Source organism: Streptomyces sp. NBC_00510 (assembly GCA_036013505.1).
Taxonomy (GTDB): Bacteria; Actinomycetota; Actinomycetes; order Streptomycetales; family Streptomycetaceae; genus Actinacidiphila.
The window spans coordinates 8,535,033-8,556,441 of sequence record CP107851.1; the positions used below are offsets into that span (position 1 = coordinate 8,535,033).

The following is a 21,409-nucleotide window of genomic DNA, read 5'->3' on the forward strand; positions in this document are numbered from 1 at the left end:
CTCAGCCGGACACGTCTATGCGCTGCGTGCCGATCACCGACAGGAGCCGTAGCGCCTCCTCGGCGGGAGAGCCAGGGTCTGCCGTGTAGATCACGACTTGCTGGTCGCGGTCGGTGATGTCGAGGACATCGCAGTTCACGGTGATGCGGCCGATCAGCGGGTGGTGGACGGTCTTGCGCAGGGTGGGCTCGGCGCGCACGTCGTGGGCGGCCCACAGCCGGGCGAACTCCGCGCTGCCGGCGAGGAGGTCCTCCACCAGCGTCGCCACCTCGGGATCGTCGGGGTAGCGGGCGGCGGTGGCACGCAGGTGCCGGGCCGCGGCGTGGGCGAACGCCTCCGCCTCGGATCGGTCGTACAGCAGCCCCTCACGCGATCGCGGTGCGAGAAAGGCACGGCGGACCAGGTTGCGCTCGGGCCGGGACAGAGCCGAGAAGTCCGCCAGCAGGGCTGCCGCCAGGTCGTTCCAGGCGATCACCTCGTATGTCGCGGACAGCACGATCGCCGCGGCGTGCGGCAGCCGCCGCAGTAGGTCGAGGATGCTCTGCCGTACTTCACGCGGGGGCCCGGCCGGCGGGCCGGGCGGGGCGCCGGCGAGGTGGTGCAGGTGGTCGCGTTCGGCGTCCGACAGGCGCAGGGCCCGGGCCAGACCGGCGAGCACCTCGCGCGACGGGCGCGGGCCGCGGGCCTGCTCCAGCCGGGTGTAGTACTCGGTCGAGATGAACGCCAGCAGCGCCACTTCCTCGCGGCGCAGCCCCGGGGTGCGGCGGCGAGGCCCGGCGGGCAGGCCCACGTCGGCAGGGGTGATGCGCTCACGCCTGCTGCGCAGGAAGCCTGCGAGCTCTCGTCTGTCCACGTCCCCCAGTGTGCGCGGTGCTTCGGAGCCGATCCAGGTACCGCCGGTGCCTGGATCGGCTCCGCGGCCGGACGCAGGCTCGATGCCATGGACAACGCACAGACCACCGACACCTCCATCCCCGCCGCCATGGGCCTGCTGGCCGGCAAAGTCGCCTTCATCACCGGTGCCGGTCGCGGTATCGGCGCCGCCGCAGCGCGGCTGTTCGCCCGGGAGGGCGCCCGGGTGCTGCTCGCGGCCCGCACGGAGGACCAGCTCAAGGCGGTGACCGAGGAAATCCGGGCGGCCGGCGGCACCGCCGAGTACGCGGTGTGCGACCTGGCCGACGGAGCCGGTGTCCGTGCCGCCGTCGACCGCGCCGTGGACCTGTACGGCCGGCTCGACGTCGCCTTCAACAACGCGGCGACCAGCGTGCCGCCGGCCCCGATGGACCAAGTGCCCGAGGTGGATTTCGACCACGTCTACGCCGTGAACCTCAAGGGTCCGTGGCTGGCCATGTCCGCCGAGGTCGCCGCCATCCGGGCCACCGCCGGCACGGGTGCGATCGTCAACAACTCATCCGTCGGCAGCCTGAGGGGCAATCCCACGCTGCCCGCCTACGGTGCGATGAAGCGCGCGGTCAACAGCCTCACAGAGTCGGCCGCCGTCACCTACGGCCCGGAGGGCATCCGCGTCAACGCCATCGCCCCCGGCACCACACTGACCGAGATGATCCGTGAGTGGAACGACCGCGCACCCGGCGTCGTCGACCAGCTCAACGCGCGCACCCCACTGCGCCGTGCGGCCGACCCCGACGAGATCGCCCAGGCCGCCGCCTGGCTCCTGAGCGACCGCGCCTCCTACGTGACCGGGGCCGTGCTCCCGGTTGACGGCGGCATGCAGGCATGAGCCCGGGACACGCCTGAATGACCGGTCGCGGGCGGGTCCGGGGGCCGGCTTGCCTCCCGCCCGCCACCGCGTCCCCTGGCGAACGGAACCGCTCTACGGCCGGAAGCCGTCGATCGCCAGTTCCAGCAGGCGGTTGGCCTGGGCGGCGCCTTCGGGATTGTCGGGGGTGCGCCACAGGCAGCTCATGAGCATGATGACGTCGACCGGGTCGATGCCGGGGCGTACCTCGCCGGCGTGTTCGCATGCGTCGAGGAGCCGGCCCACGGCCGCGGTGACAGGCGGCCACGAGGCGCTGACGACCTCTTGCGCGGCGGCGGAGTGCAGTGCTTCTCCCAGACCGTGCTTGATGCGCACGTAGGCGGCGAGGGTGGTGAACCAGTGCCTCAGCGCGTCCAGGGGGGCATGGGTGGCGAGAATGCCCGGCACGGAGTCCACCAGGCGGTCGACGTCGCGACGGTGGACCTCCAGGATCAGCGCCTCCCGGGTGGGGAAGTGGCGGTAGAGCGTGCCGGCGCCGACGCCCGCGCGTTTGGCGATCGAGTTGAGCGAGGCGTCCGGGGATTCGGCGAGCGCGTCGTGGGCGACCTGGAGGATCGCTTCCCGGTTCTTCAGCGCATCGGAGCGCTGCCGTGCGGCGTCGGGCATGGGTCCTCCTGGCGTGCGGACGGCCGTCCGTTGCGAAACGGAGAGCTCTCCGCTAACGTGGCCGAGGTCAAGCGGAGAGCTCTCCGCTTAGTGTCGTCCTCCATTGTAGGAGTCACCTCGTGCGCTACATCAAGCTCGGCCGCACCGGCCTCTCCCCGGTGGCCATCGGCGCCATGACCTACGGCGAACCCGACCGCGGCCACCCCGTCTGGTCCCTGGACGAAGTGGCCAGCCGGCCGCTGATCAAGCATGCCCTGGAAGCGGGCATCAACTTCTTCGACACCGCCAACCTCTACTCCTACGGCTCCAGTGAGGAGATCCTCGGCCGCGCGCTGAAGGACTACGCGAACCGCGACGACGTCGTCATCACCACCAAGGTCCGCCACGTCATGCGCCCCGGCAGCCCCAACGGCGGTGGCCTGTCCCGCAAGGCGATCATGAGCGAGGTCGAGCACAGCCTCCGTCGCCTGGGCACCGACCACGTCGATGTCTTCATGATCCACCGCTTCGACAACGACACGCCGCTGGAGGAGACACTGGAGGCGCTGCACGACGTCGTGAAGTCCGGCAAGGCCCGCTACCTCGGCGCGTCCTCCATGCACGCCTGGCAGTTCGCCAAGGCCCTACACCTCCAGGAACGTCACGGCTGGGCCCGGTTCGTCACCCTGCAGGACCACTACAACCTGCTCGCCCGCGAGGAGGAACGCGAAATGCTCCCGCTCTGTGCCGACGAGGGCGTCGCCACCGTGATCTGGAGCCCCCTGGCCCGCGGCCGCCTCGCCCGCCCCTTCGACCAGGCGAGCGCCGGGGAGCGCGCCGCGACCGACGGCGCCTACGCCGACACGCTCTACGGCAACACCGACAGCGACCGGCAGATCATCGACGAGGTCGGCGCCATCGCCGCCGCCCGAGGCCGCACCCGCGCGCAGATCGCCCTCGCCTGGCTGCGCCGCAACCCCGTCGTCGCAGCGCCCATCGTGGGCGCCCGCACCATCCAGCAGATCGACGACGCCGTCGCGTCCCTCGACCTCGACATCACCGACGAGGAAGCCCGCCGCCTGGAAGCCCCCTACACCCCCCGCCACGACTTCCAGGGCATCTCCGACGTGCGTGAACTCGAGCGCATCAAAGCCGGCATCCCCGGCTACGCCAACGTCTGACGCCGCGCCCGGCCGCGCCGAGGCCTTGTCGGCCCCGAGTCGAGCAACCGCTCCTGCCCACGTCGACCCGGTCCGTGGACAGATCGCCCGAACGAGAGACCTTGAGATCGGGTCCTGGGCCGGTGCAGGGCTCCCGCGAGGCACTCGGCGCCCGCCGCAGGCGATGAACCGCCCGGTGGTCACCGTGCAGGGGCCGCGGATGTGCCACCGTCGCCTGGTCGACGGTTCAGTCTGGTCCGGTGCCCGCAGGTGGCCGCGTCTTGTGCTCGAGCATGGCGAGGAAGCTTTCGGCCGCGTCGTGGACGCGGTCTCGATCGCCGGTGGCGAGGAGGTCGAGCAGGAGACCGCGGATCGTGGCGATCACCAGGGTGGCCGTGCGCGTTGCCGTCGCCGGGTCGGTGTCTGCGCCCTGCGCGTCGCGTAGGGCGTTCATCCAGTCGGTCACGACGTGCTCCAGGAAGTCCGCGAACTGATCCGGCGCCTGGAGAGCGCGCCCGTAGACCGCGAAGAACAGCCTGAACTCGGCGCCCTGTTGAGGGTCGGAGGCCCGCTCCCAGACCGCGCGCACGGCCGTCGCCAGGTCTGGCTGGTCGCCGGCCGTGTCGCGGGTGGTCTGGAACATGCGCTCCCGCAGGCGCCCGAGGACGGCTTGCAGCATCCGTTCCTTCGTGCCGAAGCGGTGCACCAACGTCGTGGGCGAAACCCCCAGGACCGCGGCGACGGGCCGCCACGACAGCTCGGAGAACCCGTACTCGACCGTGTAGTCGACCACGGCGTCGAGCAACTCGGCCCGCCTCTCGTGGTCTACGGGCCGCCCCGCCATCACTGCCTCCGGATGCTGTTCACGACTTGACTTTTCTAGTACGACCGTACAAAGAATAGTGGCCGACTTCAAGGGCCGCCCGCCGCGGATCCGCCCGGTGAGCGCCCGCGTCCTGGAGGTTCCGCATGCGTGTTTTCGTCACCGGAGCGTCGGGCTGGATCGGCCGGGGGCTCGTTCCCGACTTGATCGCCGCCGGTCACACAGTCGTCGGGCTCGCCCGCTCCGCTGCCGCGGCCCGAGCCCTTCAGGCCGCGGGGGCCGAGGTTCGGTCGGGGTCACTCGACGACCTGGAGACCTTGCGCGGGGCCGCCGCGTCGTCCGACGGGGTCATCCACCTCGCGTTCAAGCACGACATCGCCTTCGCCGGTGACTACGTCGGCGCCACCGAAGCCGACCGTGCGGCGATCGAGACATTCGGCGAGGCACTCAACGGCACCGGCAAGCCTTTCGTCATCGCCTCCGGCATCCTCGGCGTACTCGGACTCCCGCCAGGAGCAGTCGCCACCGAACGCGACGGACTGGCCGGGAGCGGGGATCGCACAGGACCGATCAGCGGTGCCGGCGGGCGGATGGCCAACGCCCACCACACGCTCGCGCTCGCCGACCACGGGATCCGCTCCTCCGTCGTGCGCCTCCCGCCGGCCACGCACGGCAACGGCGACAACGGGTTCATCCCGACCGCGATCAGCTTCGCCCGCGAGAAGGGCGCCGCGGCCTACGTCGCTGACGGCACCAACCGCTGGCCGTCCGTCCACCGCGACGACGCGGCACGGCTGTTCCGCCTCGCGCTGGAGTCCGCCCCGGCCGGGTCGGTGCTGCACGCGGTCGGCGACGAGGGCGTACCGATGCGCCAGGTCGCCGAGGTCTTCGCCGCGAACCTCGACGTTCCTGCCGTCTCCGTCACCCCGGAGCAGGCCGGAGGATACGTCGGCTGGCTCGGCGGGTTCTGGGGATTCGACGGCCCCGCTTCGTCGCAGATCACCCGCGACCTGCTCGGGTGGCAGCCGACCCGTCCCGGACTGATCGCCGACCTGAAGGACGGCCACTACTTCGCCTGAGCGCGCCCCGCACATCCCGCACACCCGCTCTCCGCCACCCTGCTCCCTCGAGTCCCCCGGTCTTGAGGCCTTCGCGGGGTGTGGGCGCTCAGCCGCCCGCGTGCTCACGGGTGCGCCCCGCGCTCGGATTTACGAGCGCGGGGCGCGGCGAGAACCGCGCCGGCCGGCGGTGGATGTCGCAATCCCCACCGAACCGGGATGGCCCTCGCCTGCTCCATCATCGGGCGCGCGTGTCACCGACCACTTGGGACGACACACCTACCCCGTGACGCGGAACTGGTGGCTCCCCGGGCCGACGGTGAAGCGGGCGTAGCCGCCGCTGCGTTCGCCGGCCGCCGCGGCCGCGGGTGCGTGCACCGTCTGCACGCCGCTCACCGGTACGAGGACTTCGGCGGTCGACCCCACCGGCACGTCGACGCGCAGGGTGAAGCGTCCGTGCGTCCGGGTCCACGACGACGCGATCCGGCCGAGGGGTGACTCGACGTGGGCGGAGGCGTGTGTCAGGTCGCCCACGGAGTGGGGGCGGATCGTCACCTTCGTGTAGCCGGGTGCGGCAGGTTCGATGCCGGCGACATCCTGGTAGAGCCAGTCGTCCACCGTGCCCATGAAGGCGTGGTCGTGCGAGCGCGAGTTCGCGTTCCACTCCTCCCACATGGTCGTGGCGCCCAGGCCCTCGAACCAGTAACCCCAGCCGGGGTAGGTCGGGTTGGTGGCCACCGTGTAGGCCAGGTCGGCGTGCCCGGCGTCGGTGAGGACCGGAAGGAGCGCCTTGGTGCCGAGGGCGCCGGTGTCCAGGTGGTCCCCGCGGGCGTGGATGTCCTCGACGAGGTTGTCGACCACTGCTTGGCGGTGTTCCTTGGGCACCAGGCCGAAGCTCAGCGGCAGCAGGTTCGACGTCTGCCGGTAGCCCGCGGCCTTGTTGTCGTAGTAGGCCTCCTTGTCCTGGTCGTAGAACGTGGCGTTGAAGGTGTCCTTGACCTGTGCGGCGAAGGCGCGGAAGTGACGGGCGTCCGCGTCGTGGCCCAGCGCCTTCGCCATCGTCGCCAGCCGCGTCGCGGTGAGGTAGATGTACGCGGTTCCGGACAGCCGGATGCCCTCCGGCGCGTTGGCGCCTTCCGGGGAGAGCCAGTCGCCGTAGCTGAAGCCGGTGTAGATGCCGCCGGTGCCGGCGATGTCGTGCTCGTAGTGCTCGAGCCAGGCCTTCATGCCGTCGTAGTTCTCGGCGACCGCCTTGGTGTCGCCGTAGTACCAGTACAGGTCCCAGGCACCGAGGATGAAACTGGCGGACCAGATGGGATCCTTGACCTGCTTGCCCGACTCGGTGGTGGGCACCGTGGGCCCGATGGATCCGTCCTCGTTCTGGTCGTCGCGGTGTGAGCGCAGCCAGCTGTCGTAGAAGTTCTGCATGTCGAAGTTCGCGATCGCCGAGTCGGCGTACAGGAAGCCGTCGGCCGTGTAGGGCCGCTTCTCGTACATGGGCGTGTCGGTCGGGATCGAGTGCAGGTTGTTGAGGATCGTGTCGGCCTGCGCGTCCTGGTAGCGGTTCAGCAGGTCACTGGAGCTGGTGAAGTCGCCGGTGGACGCCACCGCCGTGTGGACCCTCATCCCGTCGACCGACCGGAGGGCGACCCCCTGGGGGACGACGACCTGGGCGTAGCGGAAACCGGCGTAGCTGTAGCTCGGCTGGTAGTACTCCACCCCTTCGCCCTTCAGGGTGTACGAGTACTTCTGCAGGCCCAGTCCGAAGGCGCCGGTGTTGTCGACGGTGCCGTCGGCGCGCAGCTTCTCGCCGTAGGTGACGGTGACCGTGGCCCCGGCAGGTCCCTGGACCCCGATGCGCGCCCAGCCGGCGGTGGGGCTGCCGTAGTCGTAGACGTGCGTGCCGTCGGCCGGGGTGCTGGTGTGCTCGGCCTTGAGGTGGTCGGTCACCTTGACGGGCGGGAAGCTCTCCGAGCGGAGCGTGCCCTTCGGGCCGTCGACCGTCAGCGCACGGCGCCAGGGGCCGTCGTCGAAGCCCGGACGGTCCCAACCCGACTGCTCCAGGCGGGCGTCGTAGGCCTCCCCGAACCAGAGCGACTGGGTGGTCGTCGGCCCGTCGGACACCTTCCAGGAGTCGTCACTGACCACCTGCTGGTGCGTGCCGTCGGTGTAGGTGATGTCCAGCTCCAGCTTGAGCTTGGGCTCGCCCCACCAGGACGACGCCTTCCACTCGTCCGGGTCGGTCATCGCGTAGAAGCCGCGCCCGAGGCTGACCCCGATGGCGTTGCCACCGGTGCGCAGGGCGTCGGTGACGTCGTACGTCGAGTACAGGACGGTCTTGTCGTACACCGTGAACCCGGGCTCGAGTTCCCGGTCGCCGATGCGCCGGCCGTTCAGGTAGAGCTTGTTGTAGCCCAGGCCCGCGATGTGGGCGCGCGCCGACGCCACGTGCTTCTTCGCCGTGAACTCGTCGCGCAGCAGCGTCTCGGGCGGCGGCGGAGCCGACACCGACCGGCCCCAGGGGCCCGAGCCGTAGCGTGCGGCCACGCGCGCGTTGGGCCACGCCGCGTCGTCGTACCCGGGCTGCTCCCACCCGTCGCCCGCGGAGGCCGAGGCCTTCCAGCCGCTGTCGGTGACGAGGTCGGCGGGCGATCCCGCCCCCTGGAAGTGCAGGCTTCCGAGCACGCCGGCCGGCCCCTGATTGGTGTTCGTCGCCTCGACCGCCAGCACGTTGGTGCCCGCGTGCAGGTAGGGGGCGATGTCGATGACGCTCGCCGTCCTCCAGGAGTCGGCGACGCGCGGAGAGCTCGCCACCTCGGTGCCGTTGACGTACAGCGAGAAGCGGTCGTCTGCGGTGAGCTGCAGCTCCGCCGAGGTGATCTGCGCGTCAGCGGGCACATCGATGTTCCGGCGCATGTAGCGCGTCCCGGCGGGAGCCGAGTCGGCCGGGTCGCCCTCGGGGTACCAGATCCAGCTCGCGTCGTCGAGCCGCAGCGAGGGCGCCTTGTCGTGGGCCCCGATCCAGGCTCCCTGGAAGTCACCGGGGTTGACGAAGGCCGTCTCGAATCGCGCTTCACCACTCCACGGCGACGCCTTTCCGGACCCGTCCCAGACCCGTACACGCCAGTAGTAGCCCGAACGCGACGCGAGAGCGGGGCCGTCGTACGCCACGTCGAAGGACCGGGAAGAGCGCACGCGCCCGCTGTCCCAGACGTCCGCCCGGCCGCCGCGGGACGTGGACACCTTGACCTCGTAGGCCACTTGCCCGGCGGCGGTGCGACCGGCTGCGCCATGGCCCGGTGCCACGTGCCAGCTCAGCCTCGGCCGGGGGACGTCGACCCCCAGGGGCTGGACCTGGTGCTCGACCTCGAGCCCGCTCACCGCGAGCGCCGACCCGCCCGCGGCCGGGCCCTGTTGGAGGTCCGGGACGGGCGCGCCCGCCGCGCCGGGCGCCGCTTCCAGCCCCCACACTGCCGCGAGTGACAGCACCAGCCCGGCAGCGATTCTTCGCTTCCTCACGCTTGCTCCCATCGATCACGCACGGTTCGGCATGCGGCGCGCACGCAGGCCGGTAATGAATCGTTTCAGTTGTTTCGCGTTGTTACTCAACCACAGCTGTCAGGAGGGAGACAAGGTGTCGTCAGCGGGTCTGTCCACCCGGCGCGGTGGCCCGCCTTGCGCGCCAGATGCCCCCCAGGACGACGACGAAGGCGTCCGTGTGAACGCGTCATACGTGCGGTCACCAGAAGGCCCGTTACCCTGTTTCACCACCCGGGTCTGTTCGGACCTCCGCGGTGAGTCCGACCGCCGAGGTGCAGGTCTGTTCCGCGGCGGATGAGAGCGCGTTGGCGTCGTGGCGTGGCGAGGTCGTCGGGGTTACCGGCGTCCGGTGGGGTGTCTCGGACGCTGTTTCAAGCCGGTGTCCGGTGGGGCTTGTACGGCGTGAACGGTCCGCTGACCCACGGCCATCGCATGCCGCCACAGCAGTCGCTTGCCGGGTGAGCCGCTCGTCCAGCCCGCACGGTCAGCGCTGACCGCTACGCCGACTTCCCGCCTCCGCACCAGCGGCCGGGCGGCCGGGCGGCCGTGCGGGTCCGCGAAGTCCTCCCCGCGCCCGACACCGTCCGCCGGCGGAATCCCCGGGCTCGTACAGCAGCCTGCGGCGCCCCTGTCGCAGATGCGTCATAGCGGTGCTGACCGTCGACATGCTCCGTGCGGCAGGCCCGCGTCAGCCAATCTGTTCGGCCAGGGCGACGATGATGCCCGCGGGGCCGCGGAGGTTGCAGAGCCGGTAGATGTTCTCGTAATGCGCCACCTCGCCGAGGAGTTCGGCGCCGTGTGCACGCAGGCGGGCGATGGTGTCGTCGATGTCGTCGACGGCGAACATGACGCGATGCAGGCCCAGCGTGTTGGGCGGAGGGTTCCGCGGCTCGGCGTCGGATACCGCGGGGGTGTGGAATTTGGTCAGCTCCAGCTTGCTGTGGCCGTCCGGGGTCCGCATCATCGCGATGTCGCTCCGGACGCCGTCGAGTCCGACGGTGCGGTCCCCCACGAGTCCACTGTCGCGCTGTTCCGGGATGGGCGCATGTACGGTGCACCAAGGCTGCCTGTGCCGGGCTGACGGCCAGCCGCTGGCTGGTTCGCCTTCGCACCGTTCACGGTCGTGCACGGCGGTCGAGACAGAGGCGGCCGACCACCGCTCCCAGGTGGATGACCACGCCCACCGCCACCAGCCAGGACAAGATGATCATGACGACGCCGATGGCGCCGTACTTCTGCTGGTTGGCCACGATCGCCGAGGAGAAGTAGCGGGAGGAGAACACTCCCAGACCTGTCCAGCAGACACCGGTGACCAGGGCCGCCGGGAAGAGGGCGGGCCACCGCACGGCTCCGGCCAGCAGCGCGTGCATGCTCCACCACCAGAACAGCGTCGCGAAGGCGAAGCCGACCAGGCTCTGCAGCACCGGCCCGCCGAGTGTTCTACCCACGGCGGCCTGCGCCGCACCGTATGTGAGCAGTGCCGCGAGCCAGTAGAGCTGCGTACGGATGTCCCGCCAGCCTCGGGCCGGGACGTCGAAAACCTTCTGGTACCAGCCCTGCAAGACGCCGGAGACAGCCATGGCCCCGAGCACCAGCAGGAAGGCGCTCGGCACCGTGAGTGCGCCTTGCCCCTGACCGGGCGTGAACAGGGACGCCACGGCTTGTGCGGCTGGTCGGTCCAGCCCCAGCCAGCCGGCGACCACAGCGGCGGCGTCGCGGCCCACAGCGGCGGTGATGACGATGAGGAAAGGGAAGAAGCACAGGAATGCCAGGGCGGCCAGTTGGAACGAGTGACCGAAGAAGTCGACCGCGGTGAGCTGACTCCACAGCGTCCCCGCCACGCCTGTTCGCAGCCGCTGGGCCGCCGTCCAGCGGCTACGGTCCATGCGCATCCGGTTCAAGAACCTGCGCCGGCGTTCCCCGTGTGGGCCGGGGGCTCTGTCGTGACCCTTCATGGAACGAGGCCGTCAGGCAGCCGATGGCCGGGAGAGCCGGTCTGTTGGCAGGTGCCGGGTGGACGGGAAGCTCGCGAGCGCGATGCCGGCGGTGGCGAGTACGGCGCCTTTGAGGCTGCCGAGCTGTGCTTCGGCGTACTCGGCCACGAGGGCGTCGGCCTCGGGCTTGGCCAGGCCTGTGCGCTCTGCCGCGGCTCGTACCTGGTCGGTGCCGACGAAGCTGACACCCGCCTCGATGGTGATGCCGACCTGTTGACGCGCCGCGTTGGAGATCTCCGGGTTGTCTTCGATCCGTGTCGTGAACACGTGCACCAGTGCCCCGATGAGAAGCGAGCCGATGAGGGCGGTTCCCAGGGAGGATCCCAAGTTCTGGGCGGTGTACTGGAGACCGCCTACCTCGCTGCGTTCCGACTCGCCGACGCTCGATTGGACGATGTTGCCGAGCTGGGAAGCGAGCAGGCCCATGCCCGTGCCGAGCAAGGCCATCGCCCAAGCGAACGAAAGATCGTTGAGGGACGGAGTGATGGTGGCCAGCAGCCAGAGAATCGCCGCGATGAGAATCAGCAGAGCGGCACGGACCACCGTGCGGGGGGAGGCGAATCGGCCGAGCAGGGGGCCGCTCATGGAAACCACGAGCATGCTGATCGACACCGGCAGCAGACGCAGCCCGGTCTCGAAGGCACTGAGGCCCTGCACGATCTGGAGGTACAGAGGGATGATGAAGAACAGGCCCAGCAAGATCAGGTTCTGACTGAGCAACGCGGCAAGGCCGGCTCGTAGAGCGGGCACGCCGAACAGCGAGAACCGGACCAGGGGCTCATGATTCCGAGCCTCCTGCCGTCGCTCCCACAACCGGAACAACCACAACACGACGGCCCCTGCAGCGATGACGAAGACGGTGAGGGAGAAACCGAAGACGGTCACGGGGGAGTCGCGGGGACGCAGCCAACCCCAGTTGCTGCTTTGCAGGACACCCAGCACCACCAAAGCCAGGCCGACGGCGGACAGCACGGCCCCGACCTTGTCGAGATGCGGTCTGGCGCCGCGGTGGGGCTGTTCCTCGATCCAGCGCATGCCCAAGAGAATGGCCGCCACCAGCACGACCTCGGCGGCGAAGACGAGACGCCAGGTGAGGTAGGTGGTGACCCAGCCACCGACCAAAGGTCCGACTGCGATGCCGGCCCCGGCCAGGCCGCCGACGACCCCGTAGGCGACGGCCCGGTCCCGGCCCTGGTAGGTCCCGGCCACGAGAGCGGCGAGCGCCGGAAGGACCAGCGCCGCGCCGAGTCCTTCGATCACCGACCAGCCGACGGTGAGCACCCACAGGACCGGGGCCACAGCGGTGAGGGCGGAGCCCGTGGCGTACACGATCAGCCCGATGCCGAACACCTTGCGGCGTCCGAGCATGTCTCCGAGTTTCCCACCCGTGATCATGAGGGCTGCCATGACGAGGGTGTAGAGGGTGATGACGGCCTGAATCGAGGTGACCTCGGTGTCGAAGTCCTCGACCAACTGACTGATCGAGACGTTCATGACCGAGGTGTCGAGCACCATCAGGAACTGGGCCGTACCGAGGATGATCAGAGCCCGCCATCGCCTCACCGCTTGCACCTCCAGAGTTTCCGGTGTGCGTCACGGCTTGTGCGCGCAACCTCTCAGATCACCATAAAGCAGATGTATACGCGCTTTCGGTACATCTGCTGCTGAAACCGGGATGCATTGACGGGATCGCCCTCAGAGTTGTGGAGTTGCTCCTGTGTGGCCTGTTTCGCTCAGCGCGGGATCTTCTCCTTGGCCCGCTGGAATTCCTCGTCTGTGAGGTCGCCCCTGGCCTTGATCTCCGAGAGCCTCGCAAGTTCGTCGGTCGCGCTCGGCTTGGCTGTGCCGGCGGTCTCGCGGATGTAGCTGTCGAAGGCTTGCTGCTTGGCCTTGGCCTGCTCCGCTTCGCGCAGACCCATGTTCTTGCCGCGGGCGATGAGGTACACGAAGACGCCGAGGAAGGGCAGGACGAGCACGAAGACGGCCCACGCTGCCTTGGCCCACCCGTTCAGGGAGTCGTCACGGAAGATGTCCACGAAGACCCGCACGAGCAGGAAGATCCAGATGATCCAGAGGAAGATCCACATCATGGTCCAGAACGCGCCCAGCAGTGGATAGTCGTAGGCCAGGTTCACGTGACCGGTCATGTCGCTTCTCCTCTTGCGCACAGTGCCGATCTGCGTTAGCACTGACTGCCGACCAGGCATGGTGGGTCGTCGCGGGGCTCGGCCTGACTGCGACGAGGGTGAGGCCCCGAGCAACGCGCCCGAGGCCTCTTCTGTGCCGTCCTGCCTCCGGCTACCGCCGGTGTCAGATCTCCATCTCGCTCACGAGGTCGGCGAAGCCGAGTGCGCGCAGCACGTTGCCTGCCGCGTCCACCACTCGCGCACTGCCGACGATCGGTGCGATTGCCACGCAGACGGCCTTGGCGTCCTCGACGGTCAGTCCGGCTTCCTTCGCCACACTGAGGTTCGCCAGGTACGAAGCGGGGGCGGCGTCCATCGCAATGAGCGCAGCCAGCCGGACAAGGTGGTACGTGCGTTCGTCGAGGCCTGAGTTCGGCAGCGTCTCGATGTTCATGCGCCCGATCTGCTCGAAGACTGGCAACTCGCCGTGTGCCATTGCACCCAGGGTGCGTTCGGGAGCTTCTGCTGTCATGATCGGCGACCTTCTCACTTGATGCGACCTTGGACGCGCGGGGTCATGCGCCAGCGCTTGAGACCATGCGGCACAGATGTACCATTTAGTCTCATCTGTGTGATTCCTCTTCGCTCTGGTCGTAAACCCGTACAAGTGGGATCGTTTCGGACGAACTGTGAGCATTGATCGAGGCGTTCTGCCGATACCGGCGCCGAAACCGGTCCGGGGCCGTCGGACCGGAAGGCGCTGTGCTGCGTTGAATCCTGCCTCTGAGGCTGTGGCACTCCGTCCGCGCGGCTGCCATGAGGGCGACAGCTCGCAGAAAGGGCGTCAGTCTTCCCGGTCGGGGAGCATGGCCAGGGCCTGAGAGCGCTGTGCGACGAGGCCGTCGTAGGTGCCGTCGCGCTCGGCCCAGCGGTGCATGAGGACGCCCTTCACGAGCACTTCGTGGGGGGTGGGGTCCTCCGAGAGCAGTCGCATGACCTCGGTGGCGAAGTCGTCGAGCGGCAGCGCGTGCGGGTTCACCTTCTCCTGGCCCGCAGTGGCGACGGCCGGGGGAACGAGCTCCACGACGCCGACACCTGTGCCGTCGAGCTGTGCGCGTAGTGCCTCGGAGTAGGCGTGCACCGCGGCCTTCGACGCGGCGTAGCTGGGCATGGGCGGGAACGGCAGGAAGGCGATGCCGGAGGTGACCGTGATGAAGGTGCCGGCGCCGCGCCGGACCAGGTGCGGAGTGAAGGCGTCGATGACCCGGATGGTGCCGAGCAGGTTGGTGTCGATCGTCGTCTCCGTCGCCTCGAAGTGTGCGGGGTCGCGCAGATCCTCCAGGAGCATGACGCCCGACATCGTCACCACGGTGTCCAGCTCGGGGTACCGGGCCAGTACGGCGTCACGGGCAGCTGTGATGGAGGAACCGTCGGTGACGTCGATGCCGAACGTGCCGAAGCCTTCCTCGGCGAGTTCCGAGAGCGCTTCCGGGCTGCGGCCGCTTACCGCCACGGTGCTGCCCGCCGCGGCGAACCGGCGGGCCAGCTCCCGGCCGATTCCCGAGGTCCCGCCGACGATGAGAACGATGCGATTGGAGAGATCCACGAGATCTTCCCTTCAGTGCAGGGCGCCAACGGAATTCAGGGCCGCGGCGCAGACAGCGATGTCCGCTGTCTCTTTCGAGACAGCGCTAGGAAGTCTCGACGGCATCCGCCGAGCGAGGCAGTGCCCCCGTCTTCCCTGGTCCTGCCAGGGCCCCCTCCGAGACGCACGCACCGCATTACGGTGTCGGTATGAAGGATGAGGAATCCGGCAACCGGCTCGGCAGCTACCTACGTGCCCGGCGCGAGCTGGTCTCCCCGGCACAGGCGGGGCTCCCGCCCGGCGGCAACCGCCGGGTACCGGGCCTGCGCCGTGAGGAAGTCGCCCTGCTCGCCGGAATCAGTCCCGACTACTACCTGCGCCTGGAACGGGGCCGTGACAAGAACCCTTCGTCGCAGGTCCTCGAATCACTGGCACGCGTCCTGCAGCTCGACGACATCGAGCGGACGTACCTGCTCGGCCTCGCGGCGTCACGCCCCAGGGCGCCGCGCCGCAGGCGGCCCGAGCACGTGCCGGCGCGGGTGCACGAGCTGCTCGCCCACCTGCGGATCCCCGCGTTCGTCGAAGGGCGCGCCTTCGACGTCCTGGCCTCCAACCCGATGGCCGTCGCGCTCTCCCCCCGCCTGCAGCCCGGCCAGAACCGGCTGCGTTCGCTCCTCCTTGATCCTGAAGAAAGGGCCTTCCAGCAGGACTGGACGGAAGCCACCGCCGATTTCGTCGCCGCCCTCCGCACCACCATCGGCGACGACACCGACGACCCCCGGTTCGTCGAGCTCGTCGGAGAGCTCGCACTGTCCAGTCAGCGGTTCCGCACCCTCTGGGCCCGCCACGACGTCCGCAACCTGGACGGAGGCACGACCACGGTGAACCACCCCGTCGTCGGCGAACTCCGCCTCCACCGCGACAAACTTCCGATCGACGGTGTCATCCTCGTCGTCTACTACCCCGACAAGGACACGGACGGCGACGAGAAGCTGCAGCTCCTTGCCGCACTCTCACGCACCGGGTCCGCCGCCACCGGAACAGCCCCCGACCGGCCGTCGGATACGCCGCACAGTAGGTCGCAGTAGCGGCCGCGCCGGTGGCGTCCCAGGCGGTCGCGTCGTGCTTGACAGCGATCATCGCCTGTGCGGAAGGGGCCAGCGGTATTGGGACACCGTGTTCAACGCCGACATGCCGCGAACCCCTCCGGAGCCGGCACGGTCCTGATCTCCCGGTGACCGTGCCGGCTCGCTGCGGCACCGCCGTAGAGTCGGCTGACCGTAGTCCCGACAGGGCGGTGAGGTCCGGCGCGCCGCCGCGCCTCACCTGTCCGGTCGGGACCGGCGACGGCTGCCCGTACGCCGCGGCGGGGCCCTGGGCTCAGCGGACCTGGGATGCGGCGCGCTCGACGAGCCTGGTGACGACGTCCGGGTTGCTGACATGGACCGCGTGGGGAGCGTCGATCTCGATGGTGCGGGAGTGCGCGCGCTTGGCCATGTAACGCTCGGCGGCCGGCGGGATGACGTGGTCCTTACTGGCGACCAGGTACCAGGAGGGGATGGTCTTCCAGGCCGGGGTCCCCGAAACGTCCCCCGCCGCCTGGGCACTGATCGGGCGCTGGGTCGCGGCCAGGGAGGCAGCGGTGGCGGTCTTGAGACGGTTGCTGAGGAAGACGTCGCGGAACTTGTCCGGCTTGATGTAGAGGTCGACCCCCGTCGTGCCGTCGGCCTGGGGGAACGGCACGGCGTTGAGCGCGGTGGGCACCGGCGCGGCCGGGTCGTCGGTGAGGTGCGAGCCCGGGAACTTGGCGAACATCTCGTTGCCGCTCTCGTCCTTGTCGAGGGCGAGGCCGGCCACGTAGACAAGGGCCTTGACGTTGGAACTCTGGGTGGCCGCGTTGGTGACCACCGCGCCACCGTACGAGTGGCCGACCAGGACGACCGGGCCGGGGATCGTCTTGAGATAGGCGGCGAGGTAGGCGGAGTCGCCGGCGAGGCCGCGCAGCGGGTTGGCCGGGGCGGTCACCTTGTACCCGTCCGCCTGCAGTCGCTTGACCACGCCGTCCCAACCGGCGGAGTCCGCCCAGGCGCCATGGACCAGGACGACGGTCGGCCGGGGCTTGGCCGGGTGCTGCCCGGGGGCTGCGGTGGCCATGGGGGTGACCACCGCGGCCGTGCCGAGTGCGACGGTCAGAGTGGTGAGAAGAGCGCGGCGCGAGCGCCTGGACGTAGTGAACATGGTTTCCTCCAAGGGATGATGGGCGGCTTTCGACCTCCGGCGGCCTGGAGTTCCCCGGGGCCGGAGACGATTTTGATGAGATGGCTGGACGACATGTGGCAGGGGACAATGCCGATTTGCCGCAACGGGCACACAACCCGTCGCGGAGTCAGGCAGATTGGGCCCAGAAAAATCCCGGCTTTGATCGTGGGAACTTCGTCCTTGATCTGCCACGTCGTCCGAATCGGGTGTGGCGTGCCCTTTCAGTGATCGGAACGAAGAAGCGCCGTTCTCAACGCGTGGCAGGCAGGACCCGCGAGTGGGCGAGCGCCCAGTCAAGGGCGTAGTCCGCGACCTCCTGCCAACCGTCCTGAACGGGCATCAGGTGAGAGCGGCCGGGAAACACCTTGACCTCCGTGACGGTGCCCTCGGCCTTGTAGTGCTTGGCGTTGGACAACTGGACCCCCGGCGGCATCAGATGGTCGTTCTCGCCGGAGACGAACAGCAGGGGTGACCGGTCGGCGTTGTGGAAGTCCACGTACGTATCGGTGTGACCGGGGCGAAGGTTGGCCAGTGCGCTGCTCCACACGATGCTGCCTGGCGTGGGGATGTGGTAGCGCTCATAGGTTGCGCGGGCGTGGTCCTCGGGAAACGTGTTCACAAAGGCGTAGCGCCATTGGTCGAAGTCCAGCCCGACGGCGCGGTGCCGGTTGGCCGGGTTCTTCAGGACGGGAAAGAGGGACCGGATCTGGGACAGCGGTACGACCGGCACGCCCTCGACCGGCGCGGAGTTGAGCGCCACTCCGGCAGCGCCGAGGCCCCGGTCCAGGAGGATCTGGGCGAAAGCACCGCCGGCGGAGTGACCCATGACTATGGGCGGCCGGTTCAGCCCCGTGATCAGCCTCTCGAGGCTGGAGATGATCGCCGGAACGGTTACCGTCTCGATCGGAGTCGGGTCGGCGTTGAGGGCCTCGACCTCCCCCTCGAATCCGGGGTACGGCGGCGCGATGACACGGAAGCCCTTGTTCTCGTAGTGGGCGATCCAACTCTCCCAGGCCCGCGGTGTCACCCAGAAGCCGTGGACGAGGACGATGGTGTCGGGTTGCATCAGTGTGCTCCTTGGCGGGGCCTATGACTGGTCGTGATCTGTCGAAGGTCGACGCGAGTCGCTCTTGCGCACTGCCCCACAGTTGGGGCCGCTCACCCCTCGACGCTGGCTGCGCTTTGGGTGGCGGCCATTGGACGAAACCCACAAGGGGACAGGCCGACGGGCACGTCTTTGGTTTTTGCCGGCGATAAGTGGCCGTCGTTTCCGGTGCCGTCGAGGCCGGTTCGACTTGACCGCAAGCCGGCGCAGAAAGGTCGAGCAAGATTCCCTTGTCGCTTTCGCGATGAGCCTCCACCACCTCTCTGTCCCGGCGTTTCGATCTCCAATCGATGACCGGGAAGGTCCGGCGAGTGTGACACCGAGCACTGAAGGTTGCCTCATTGGCAAATCGCAGACTGTGTATTCCGAGGGACCCGAAGCATCCCCTATTGCATCGCACGCAGGGACATCGAGTCCTCGACGCGGCTTGGCCGGCATCGCTGGGAGACAGAGCGGACCGTGTCCTGGCCGGCTGCCGACGCCTGCACCGCCGCCGCGAACGTGAGGCCGGGTGGCACCTCGCTGTCCTCGACATCGCAGCAGCCCTGATCGGCTACCGCCACCTCACCAGGCGAAACTTCGCGTGATCAGGGAGTTCTCAGGCGGTGGGGTATCTGTCCCGTGCGGAGGAGAACCGAGCCTCCTCCTTGCGGGCTCTGCTGGTCCACAGCCTGAACGGGCAGGGCCGGTACGAGGAGGCGTTTGCCGAGTCCCAACTGCCGACGCTTCCCGCGTCCCGCGCCGGGAGCGGGCAGTCTGCCATGGTCGCCGCGGCGCTGCACGGTCTGGGCCGCCGCGACGAAGCGGAAGCCGCCGCATGTCAGGCATTGGGCGAGTGCGAGCGGTTCCTCCATCCCACCCATCCGCGCATCCGCGAAGCGCGGGAATTGCTGGCCCGCATCACCGCCGGGGATCCTCCGTCCGAAACCCCGGGCGCGGGCGCCGGATCCTCGTAAGGCCCGGACGGGCTCACTGGTGAGTGGCGTCGCGTGATCGCCCGACTGGTCGCCGTCATGAGCGAATGCTGTGATCGGCGCTACAACCAGACGAGGAAGTGGTGAGTGATCGAGCTCAGGCCGTAGACGGCCGGACCTCGGCAGGGGCGGGCCGCTTGCCCAGGTTTCGCCAGGCTATGGCGCCCAGAACGGGCAACAGGACCATGATGACCAGCCAGCCCACCTTGGGCAGCGTTCGAATGCGCGCCGCGGGGGTCCTGATGCAGTCGACCAGCGCATAGACGTACTACGCCGCGACTATTGCGTAAATCGCGTAGACCAGCACTGATGTCATCGGGCTACCTCACGTGCAAGGGCTGCTGCCCGTTTGTGTGCGGCACGGCCTGGCCCCACTGTGCGGTCATGTTAACCGGTATCCGCGGGGGCTCCGGCTACGGTGCGTGATCCTTGGGTCGGGAAGGCGTTCCCCTGCGGTCTGCCGGACCCGGGAGCCGGACCTGCGGTCCTCCGGCACGGCGGGGGCACCGGCGGCGCCACCCGACATCCCGCGCTGGGGCGGCGGCATGACGTGCGGCGGGCTGTGCGATGCCGGGCCCCGCTTCTGCCGGAGCACCGTAAGATAGGTGACACTCGAAATCTAATTACCCGAGGGGTATCCGATGGGGCGTGTATCGCAGGCTCAGGCGCAGGAGAACCGGCAACGCGTGGTGGTCACCGCTGCTCGGCTGTTCCGGGAGAAGGGCACTGGCATAAGCGTCGCCGACGTGATGCAGGCGGCCGGATTGACCCATGGCGGGTTCTACAAGCAGTTCGCCTCCAAGGATGCGCTGGTCGGTGAGGCCACCGCCCGGGCCTTTGCCGACCTGGAGGGGCGCCGCACGCAGGCGGACGATGAGCACGACGGGCAGCGCGACGCCGCACGCCGGGCACTGACCGGCTGGTACCTGTCGGCTGGGCATCGTGACGACCCCGCCGACGGCTGCGCCTCCGCCGGGCTCGCCGTCGACATGGCCCGTGACGCGGGCGACTCGGCGGCGCATCGGGTGTACGACGACGGGGTGCGTGACTTCGCGGAGTGGCTCGCCGTCGACAGTGAGGACGATGGCCTGGTCCGCCTGTCCATCATGGTGGGGGCTCTGCTCCTGGCCCGGGCCACCCACGGCTCCCCGCTGTCCGACAAGCTCCTCCAAGTCGCACGTGAGGCCCTGTCGGCGCGCGACTGATCACGCACCGCCCGTCGGAGGTGGTGGCCCTTGCCCTTTTTAGATGGCATGTCATGTCTAATCTATCTTTGTGAGGCCCGGCCGCAGGCGGCTACATCCACCCGTGGAGGTTGCTTCCTCGGTACGTGACCGGTCTCCGTACGACCGACCTCGCGCGGGTGGCGTCAGAGATCCCGAGCCCGCACGGGCAGAGCGTGTGCTCGCTACCGCCGCCCTTCTGCAGGGCCTGCTGACCCTGTCGGACCAAGCCCGGGCCCCGTGCACCGGCCGGACCAGCGAAGCAATGGAGAAAGTTCGATGACCACGATTTTGATCACGACAGCCAACGGCGAGACCGGCCGACCGATGGTCGACTACCTGCTCACGGCGGGCTTCCACGTGCGCGCCATGGTCCGCACGGACGACGAGCGGGCACAGCGACTGCGTGACAAGGGCGCCGACGTCGTATTCGGAGACCTGCTCAACCTCCGCGACGTTCGCAAGGCCATGGAGGGCGTCCAGCGCGCCTACTTCAACTACCCGGTCGGTGAGGGACTGGTGGAGGCCGCAGTGATGTTCGCCCAGGCCGCCAAGGAGGAGGACCTCGAGCTCATCGTGAACATGTCGCACTTCCAGTCCCGGCCCCACGCGCGGAGCAAGGCCACGCAGAACCACTGGCTCTCCGAGCAGATCTTCGACTGGTCGGAAGTCCCCACCACTCACCTGAGGGTCACGTTCTTCATGCAGTGGCTGCTCTACATCTCCGGGCTGATCCGCTACGGCCGCTACGCGATGCCGTTCGACAAGGAGAGCCGCTTCGCCCCGATCGCCGGCCGCGACATCGCGCTGACCGCTGCCAACATCTTCGCCTCGCCCGAAGAGCACGGTGGGCAGGTCTACGCCCTTACCGGCCCTGTGGAATACAGCCACGAAGAGCTCGCGGCCGAGGTCAGCCGGGTGCTGGGCAAGGACCTTCCGTACGAGCAGGTCACCGTGGCCACCTTCCTGGAGATGCTCGGTATCGGGCAGGACATGGCGAAGCTCAAGCACTTCGAGGCTGTGACCCTCGACCAGCGGGAGGGCCGCCTGGCGGGCGTCAGTGATACGGCCCCGCGCATCAACGGGCAGGCGCTCACGACGGTCGAGGAGTTCGTCAATGAACACCGCTCGGCGTTCGAGCTCGACTACACCAAGCCGAGCGTGTAGTCGGCCGGCCCGAGATCACGGCGCCGAGGC

At 69.0% G+C, this 21,409-nt stretch carries 18 protein-coding genes and 2 pseudogenes; 8 read left to right on the forward strand and 12 right to left on the reverse strand.

Annotation, left to right across the window (positions count from 1 at the left end):
- Position 1 precedes the first annotated feature (1 nt).
- Entirely contained in the window at positions 2-853 is an 852-nt protein-coding gene (locus tag OG937_38720; GenBank protein WUD77225.1) for a helix-turn-helix transcriptional regulator, read from the reverse strand.
- 87 nt (positions 854-940) lie between these two features.
- Between OG937_38720 and OG937_38725 the strand changes: the two genes are divergently transcribed.
- The gene (locus OG937_38725; GenBank protein ID WUD77226.1) at positions 941-1,741 is read left to right on the forward strand and encodes a glucose 1-dehydrogenase; all 801 of its coding nucleotides are present in this window, start codon (positions 941-943) and stop codon (positions 1,739-1,741) included.
- 93 nt (positions 1,742-1,834) lie between these two features.
- On the opposite strand, the gene OG937_38730 is transcribed toward OG937_38725, so the two are convergent.
- Entirely contained in the window at positions 1,835-2,386 is a 552-nt protein-coding gene (locus tag OG937_38730) for a TetR/AcrR family transcriptional regulator (GenBank protein WUD77227.1), read from the reverse strand.
- Positions 2,387-2,505: 119 nt separating this feature from the next.
- On the opposite strand from OG937_38730, the gene OG937_38735 reads away from it, so the two are divergent.
- A complete protein-coding gene (locus OG937_38735) occupies positions 2,506-3,546 on the forward strand; it encodes an aldo/keto reductase (GenBank protein WUD77228.1) in 1,041 nt (346 codons plus the stop codon).
- A gap of 226 nt (positions 3,547-3,772) precedes the next feature.
- On the opposite strand, the gene OG937_38740 is transcribed toward OG937_38735, so the two are convergent.
- Entirely contained in the window at positions 3,773-4,330 is a 558-nt protein-coding gene (locus OG937_38740) for a TetR/AcrR family transcriptional regulator (protein WUD77229.1), read from the reverse strand.
- A 164-nt stretch (positions 4,331-4,494) separates the two neighbouring features.
- Here OG937_38740 and OG937_38745 point away from each other — a divergent pair, with 164 nt between their 5' ends.
- The gene (locus OG937_38745) at positions 4,495-5,427 is read left to right on the forward strand and encodes an SDR family oxidoreductase (protein WUD77230.1); all 933 of its coding nucleotides are present in this window, start codon (positions 4,495-4,497) and stop codon (positions 5,425-5,427) included.
- A gap of 258 nt (positions 5,428-5,685) precedes the next feature.
- Here the strand turns inward: OG937_38745 and OG937_38750 are convergent, their stop codons facing one another.
- The 7 genes and pseudogenes from OG937_38750 to OG937_38780 all read right to left on the reverse strand — a co-directional run bounded on the left by OG937_38750 (position 5,686) and on the right by OG937_38780 (position 14,672).
- Positions 5,686-8,925 carry a glycoside hydrolase family 78 protein gene (locus OG937_38750; protein ID WUD77231.1) on the reverse strand — a complete coding sequence of 1,080 codons (3,240 nt, stop codon included), beginning with the start codon at positions 8,923-8,925 and terminating at the stop codon, positions 5,686-5,688.
- Between the two features lie 709 nt (positions 8,926-9,634).
- Positions 9,635-9,964, reverse strand: a pseudogene (locus OG937_38755) (VOC family protein).
- 97 nt (positions 9,965-10,061) lie between these two features.
- On the reverse strand, positions 10,062-10,838 hold the full coding sequence (locus OG937_38760) for a YihY/virulence factor BrkB family protein (GenBank protein ID WUD77232.1): 777 nt from the start codon (positions 10,836-10,838) through the stop codon (positions 10,062-10,064).
- Between the two features lie 75 nt (positions 10,839-10,913).
- Complete coding sequence (locus OG937_38765; GenBank protein WUD77233.1) at positions 10,914-12,503, reverse strand: MFS transporter; 1,590 nt, start codon at positions 12,501-12,503, stop codon at positions 10,914-10,916.
- 170 nt (positions 12,504-12,673) lie between these two features.
- On the reverse strand, positions 12,674-13,087 hold the full coding sequence (locus OG937_38770; GenBank protein ID WUD77234.1) for an SHOCT domain-containing protein: 414 nt from the start codon (positions 13,085-13,087) through the stop codon (positions 12,674-12,676).
- Between the two features lie 163 nt (positions 13,088-13,250).
- Positions 13,251-13,598 (reverse strand): carboxymuconolactone decarboxylase family protein, encoded by a 348-nt coding sequence (locus OG937_38775; GenBank protein WUD77235.1) that lies wholly within the window; start codon positions 13,596-13,598, stop codon positions 13,251-13,253.
- A gap of 312 nt (positions 13,599-13,910) precedes the next feature.
- Complete coding sequence (locus tag OG937_38780; GenBank protein WUD77236.1) at positions 13,911-14,672, reverse strand: SDR family NAD(P)-dependent oxidoreductase; 762 nt, start codon at positions 14,670-14,672, stop codon at positions 13,911-13,913.
- Positions 14,673-14,860: 188 nt separating this feature from the next.
- Here OG937_38780 and OG937_38785 point away from each other — a divergent pair, with 188 nt between their 5' ends.
- Positions 14,861-15,739: a helix-turn-helix transcriptional regulator gene (locus OG937_38785; protein WUD77237.1), complete on the forward strand. Its 879-nt coding sequence runs from the start codon at positions 14,861-14,863 to the stop codon at positions 15,737-15,739.
- Between the two features lie 292 nt (positions 15,740-16,031).
- On the opposite strand, the gene OG937_38790 is transcribed toward OG937_38785, so the two are convergent.
- Together OG937_38790 and OG937_38795 are read right to left on the reverse strand one after the other, a co-directional pair.
- Positions 16,032-16,889, reverse strand: coding sequence for an alpha/beta hydrolase (locus tag OG937_38790; GenBank protein ID WUD77238.1), 858 nt, complete (start codon positions 16,887-16,889; stop codon positions 16,032-16,034).
- Positions 16,890-17,160: 271 nt separating this feature from the next.
- Positions 17,161-17,976, reverse strand: a complete 816-nt coding sequence (locus tag OG937_38795; protein ID WUD77239.1) for an alpha/beta hydrolase — start codon at positions 17,974-17,976, stop codon at positions 17,161-17,163.
- A gap of 432 nt (positions 17,977-18,408) precedes the next feature.
- Here OG937_38795 and OG937_38800 point away from each other — a divergent pair.
- From OG937_38800 to OG937_38815, 4 genes and pseudogenes are all read left to right on the forward strand, one after another.
- Positions 18,409-18,602 (forward strand): annotated as a pseudogene (locus OG937_38800) (IS5/IS1182 family transposase).
- Between the two features lie 18 nt (positions 18,603-18,620).
- Positions 18,621-18,971: a hypothetical protein gene (locus OG937_38805; GenBank protein WUD77240.1), complete on the forward strand. Its 351-nt coding sequence runs from the start codon at positions 18,621-18,623 to the stop codon at positions 18,969-18,971.
- Between the two features lie 659 nt (positions 18,972-19,630).
- Entirely contained in the window at positions 19,631-20,194 is a 564-nt protein-coding gene (locus OG937_38810) for a TetR/AcrR family transcriptional regulator (GenBank protein ID WUD77241.1), read from the forward strand.
- Between the two features lie 297 nt (positions 20,195-20,491).
- On the forward strand, positions 20,492-21,379 hold the full coding sequence (locus tag OG937_38815; GenBank protein WUD77242.1) for an NmrA family NAD(P)-binding protein: 888 nt from the start codon (positions 20,492-20,494) through the stop codon (positions 21,377-21,379).
- Positions 21,380-21,409 lie beyond the last annotated feature (30 nt).

Coding starts and splice junctions, on each gene's coding strand:
- OG937_38725 (WUD77226.1), top strand. CDS start 941: ATGGACAACGCACAGACCACCGACACCTCCATCCCCGCCGCCATGGGC.
- OG937_38730 (WUD77227.1), bottom strand. CDS start 2,386: ATGCCCGACGCCGCACGGCAGCGCTCCGATGCGCTGAAGAACCGGGAA.
- OG937_38745 (WUD77230.1), top strand. CDS start 4,495: ATGCGTGTTTTCGTCACCGGAGCGTCGGGCTGGATCGGCCGGGGGCTC.
- OG937_38760 (WUD77232.1), bottom strand. CDS start 10,838: ATGCGCATGGACCGTAGCCGCTGGACGGCGGCCCAGCGGCTGCGAACA.
- OG937_38770 (WUD77234.1), bottom strand. CDS start 13,087: ATGACCGGTCACGTGAACCTGGCCTACGACTATCCACTGCTGGGCGCG.
- OG937_38775 (WUD77235.1), bottom strand. CDS start 13,598: ATGACAGCAGAAGCTCCCGAACGCACCCTGGGTGCAATGGCACACGGC.
- OG937_38785 (WUD77237.1), top strand. CDS start 14,861: ATGAAGGATGAGGAATCCGGCAACCGGCTCGGCAGCTACCTACGTGCC.
- OG937_38790 (WUD77238.1), bottom strand. CDS start 16,889: ATGTTCACTACGTCCAGGCGCTCGCGCCGCGCTCTTCTCACCACTCTG.
- OG937_38795 (WUD77239.1), bottom strand. CDS start 17,976: ATGCAACCCGACACCATCGTCCTCGTCCACGGCTTCTGGGTGACACCG.
- OG937_38810 (WUD77241.1), top strand. CDS start 19,631: ATGGGGCGTGTATCGCAGGCTCAGGCGCAGGAGAACCGGCAACGCGTG.
- OG937_38815 (WUD77242.1), top strand. CDS start 20,492: ATGACCACGATTTTGATCACGACAGCCAACGGCGAGACCGGCCGACCG.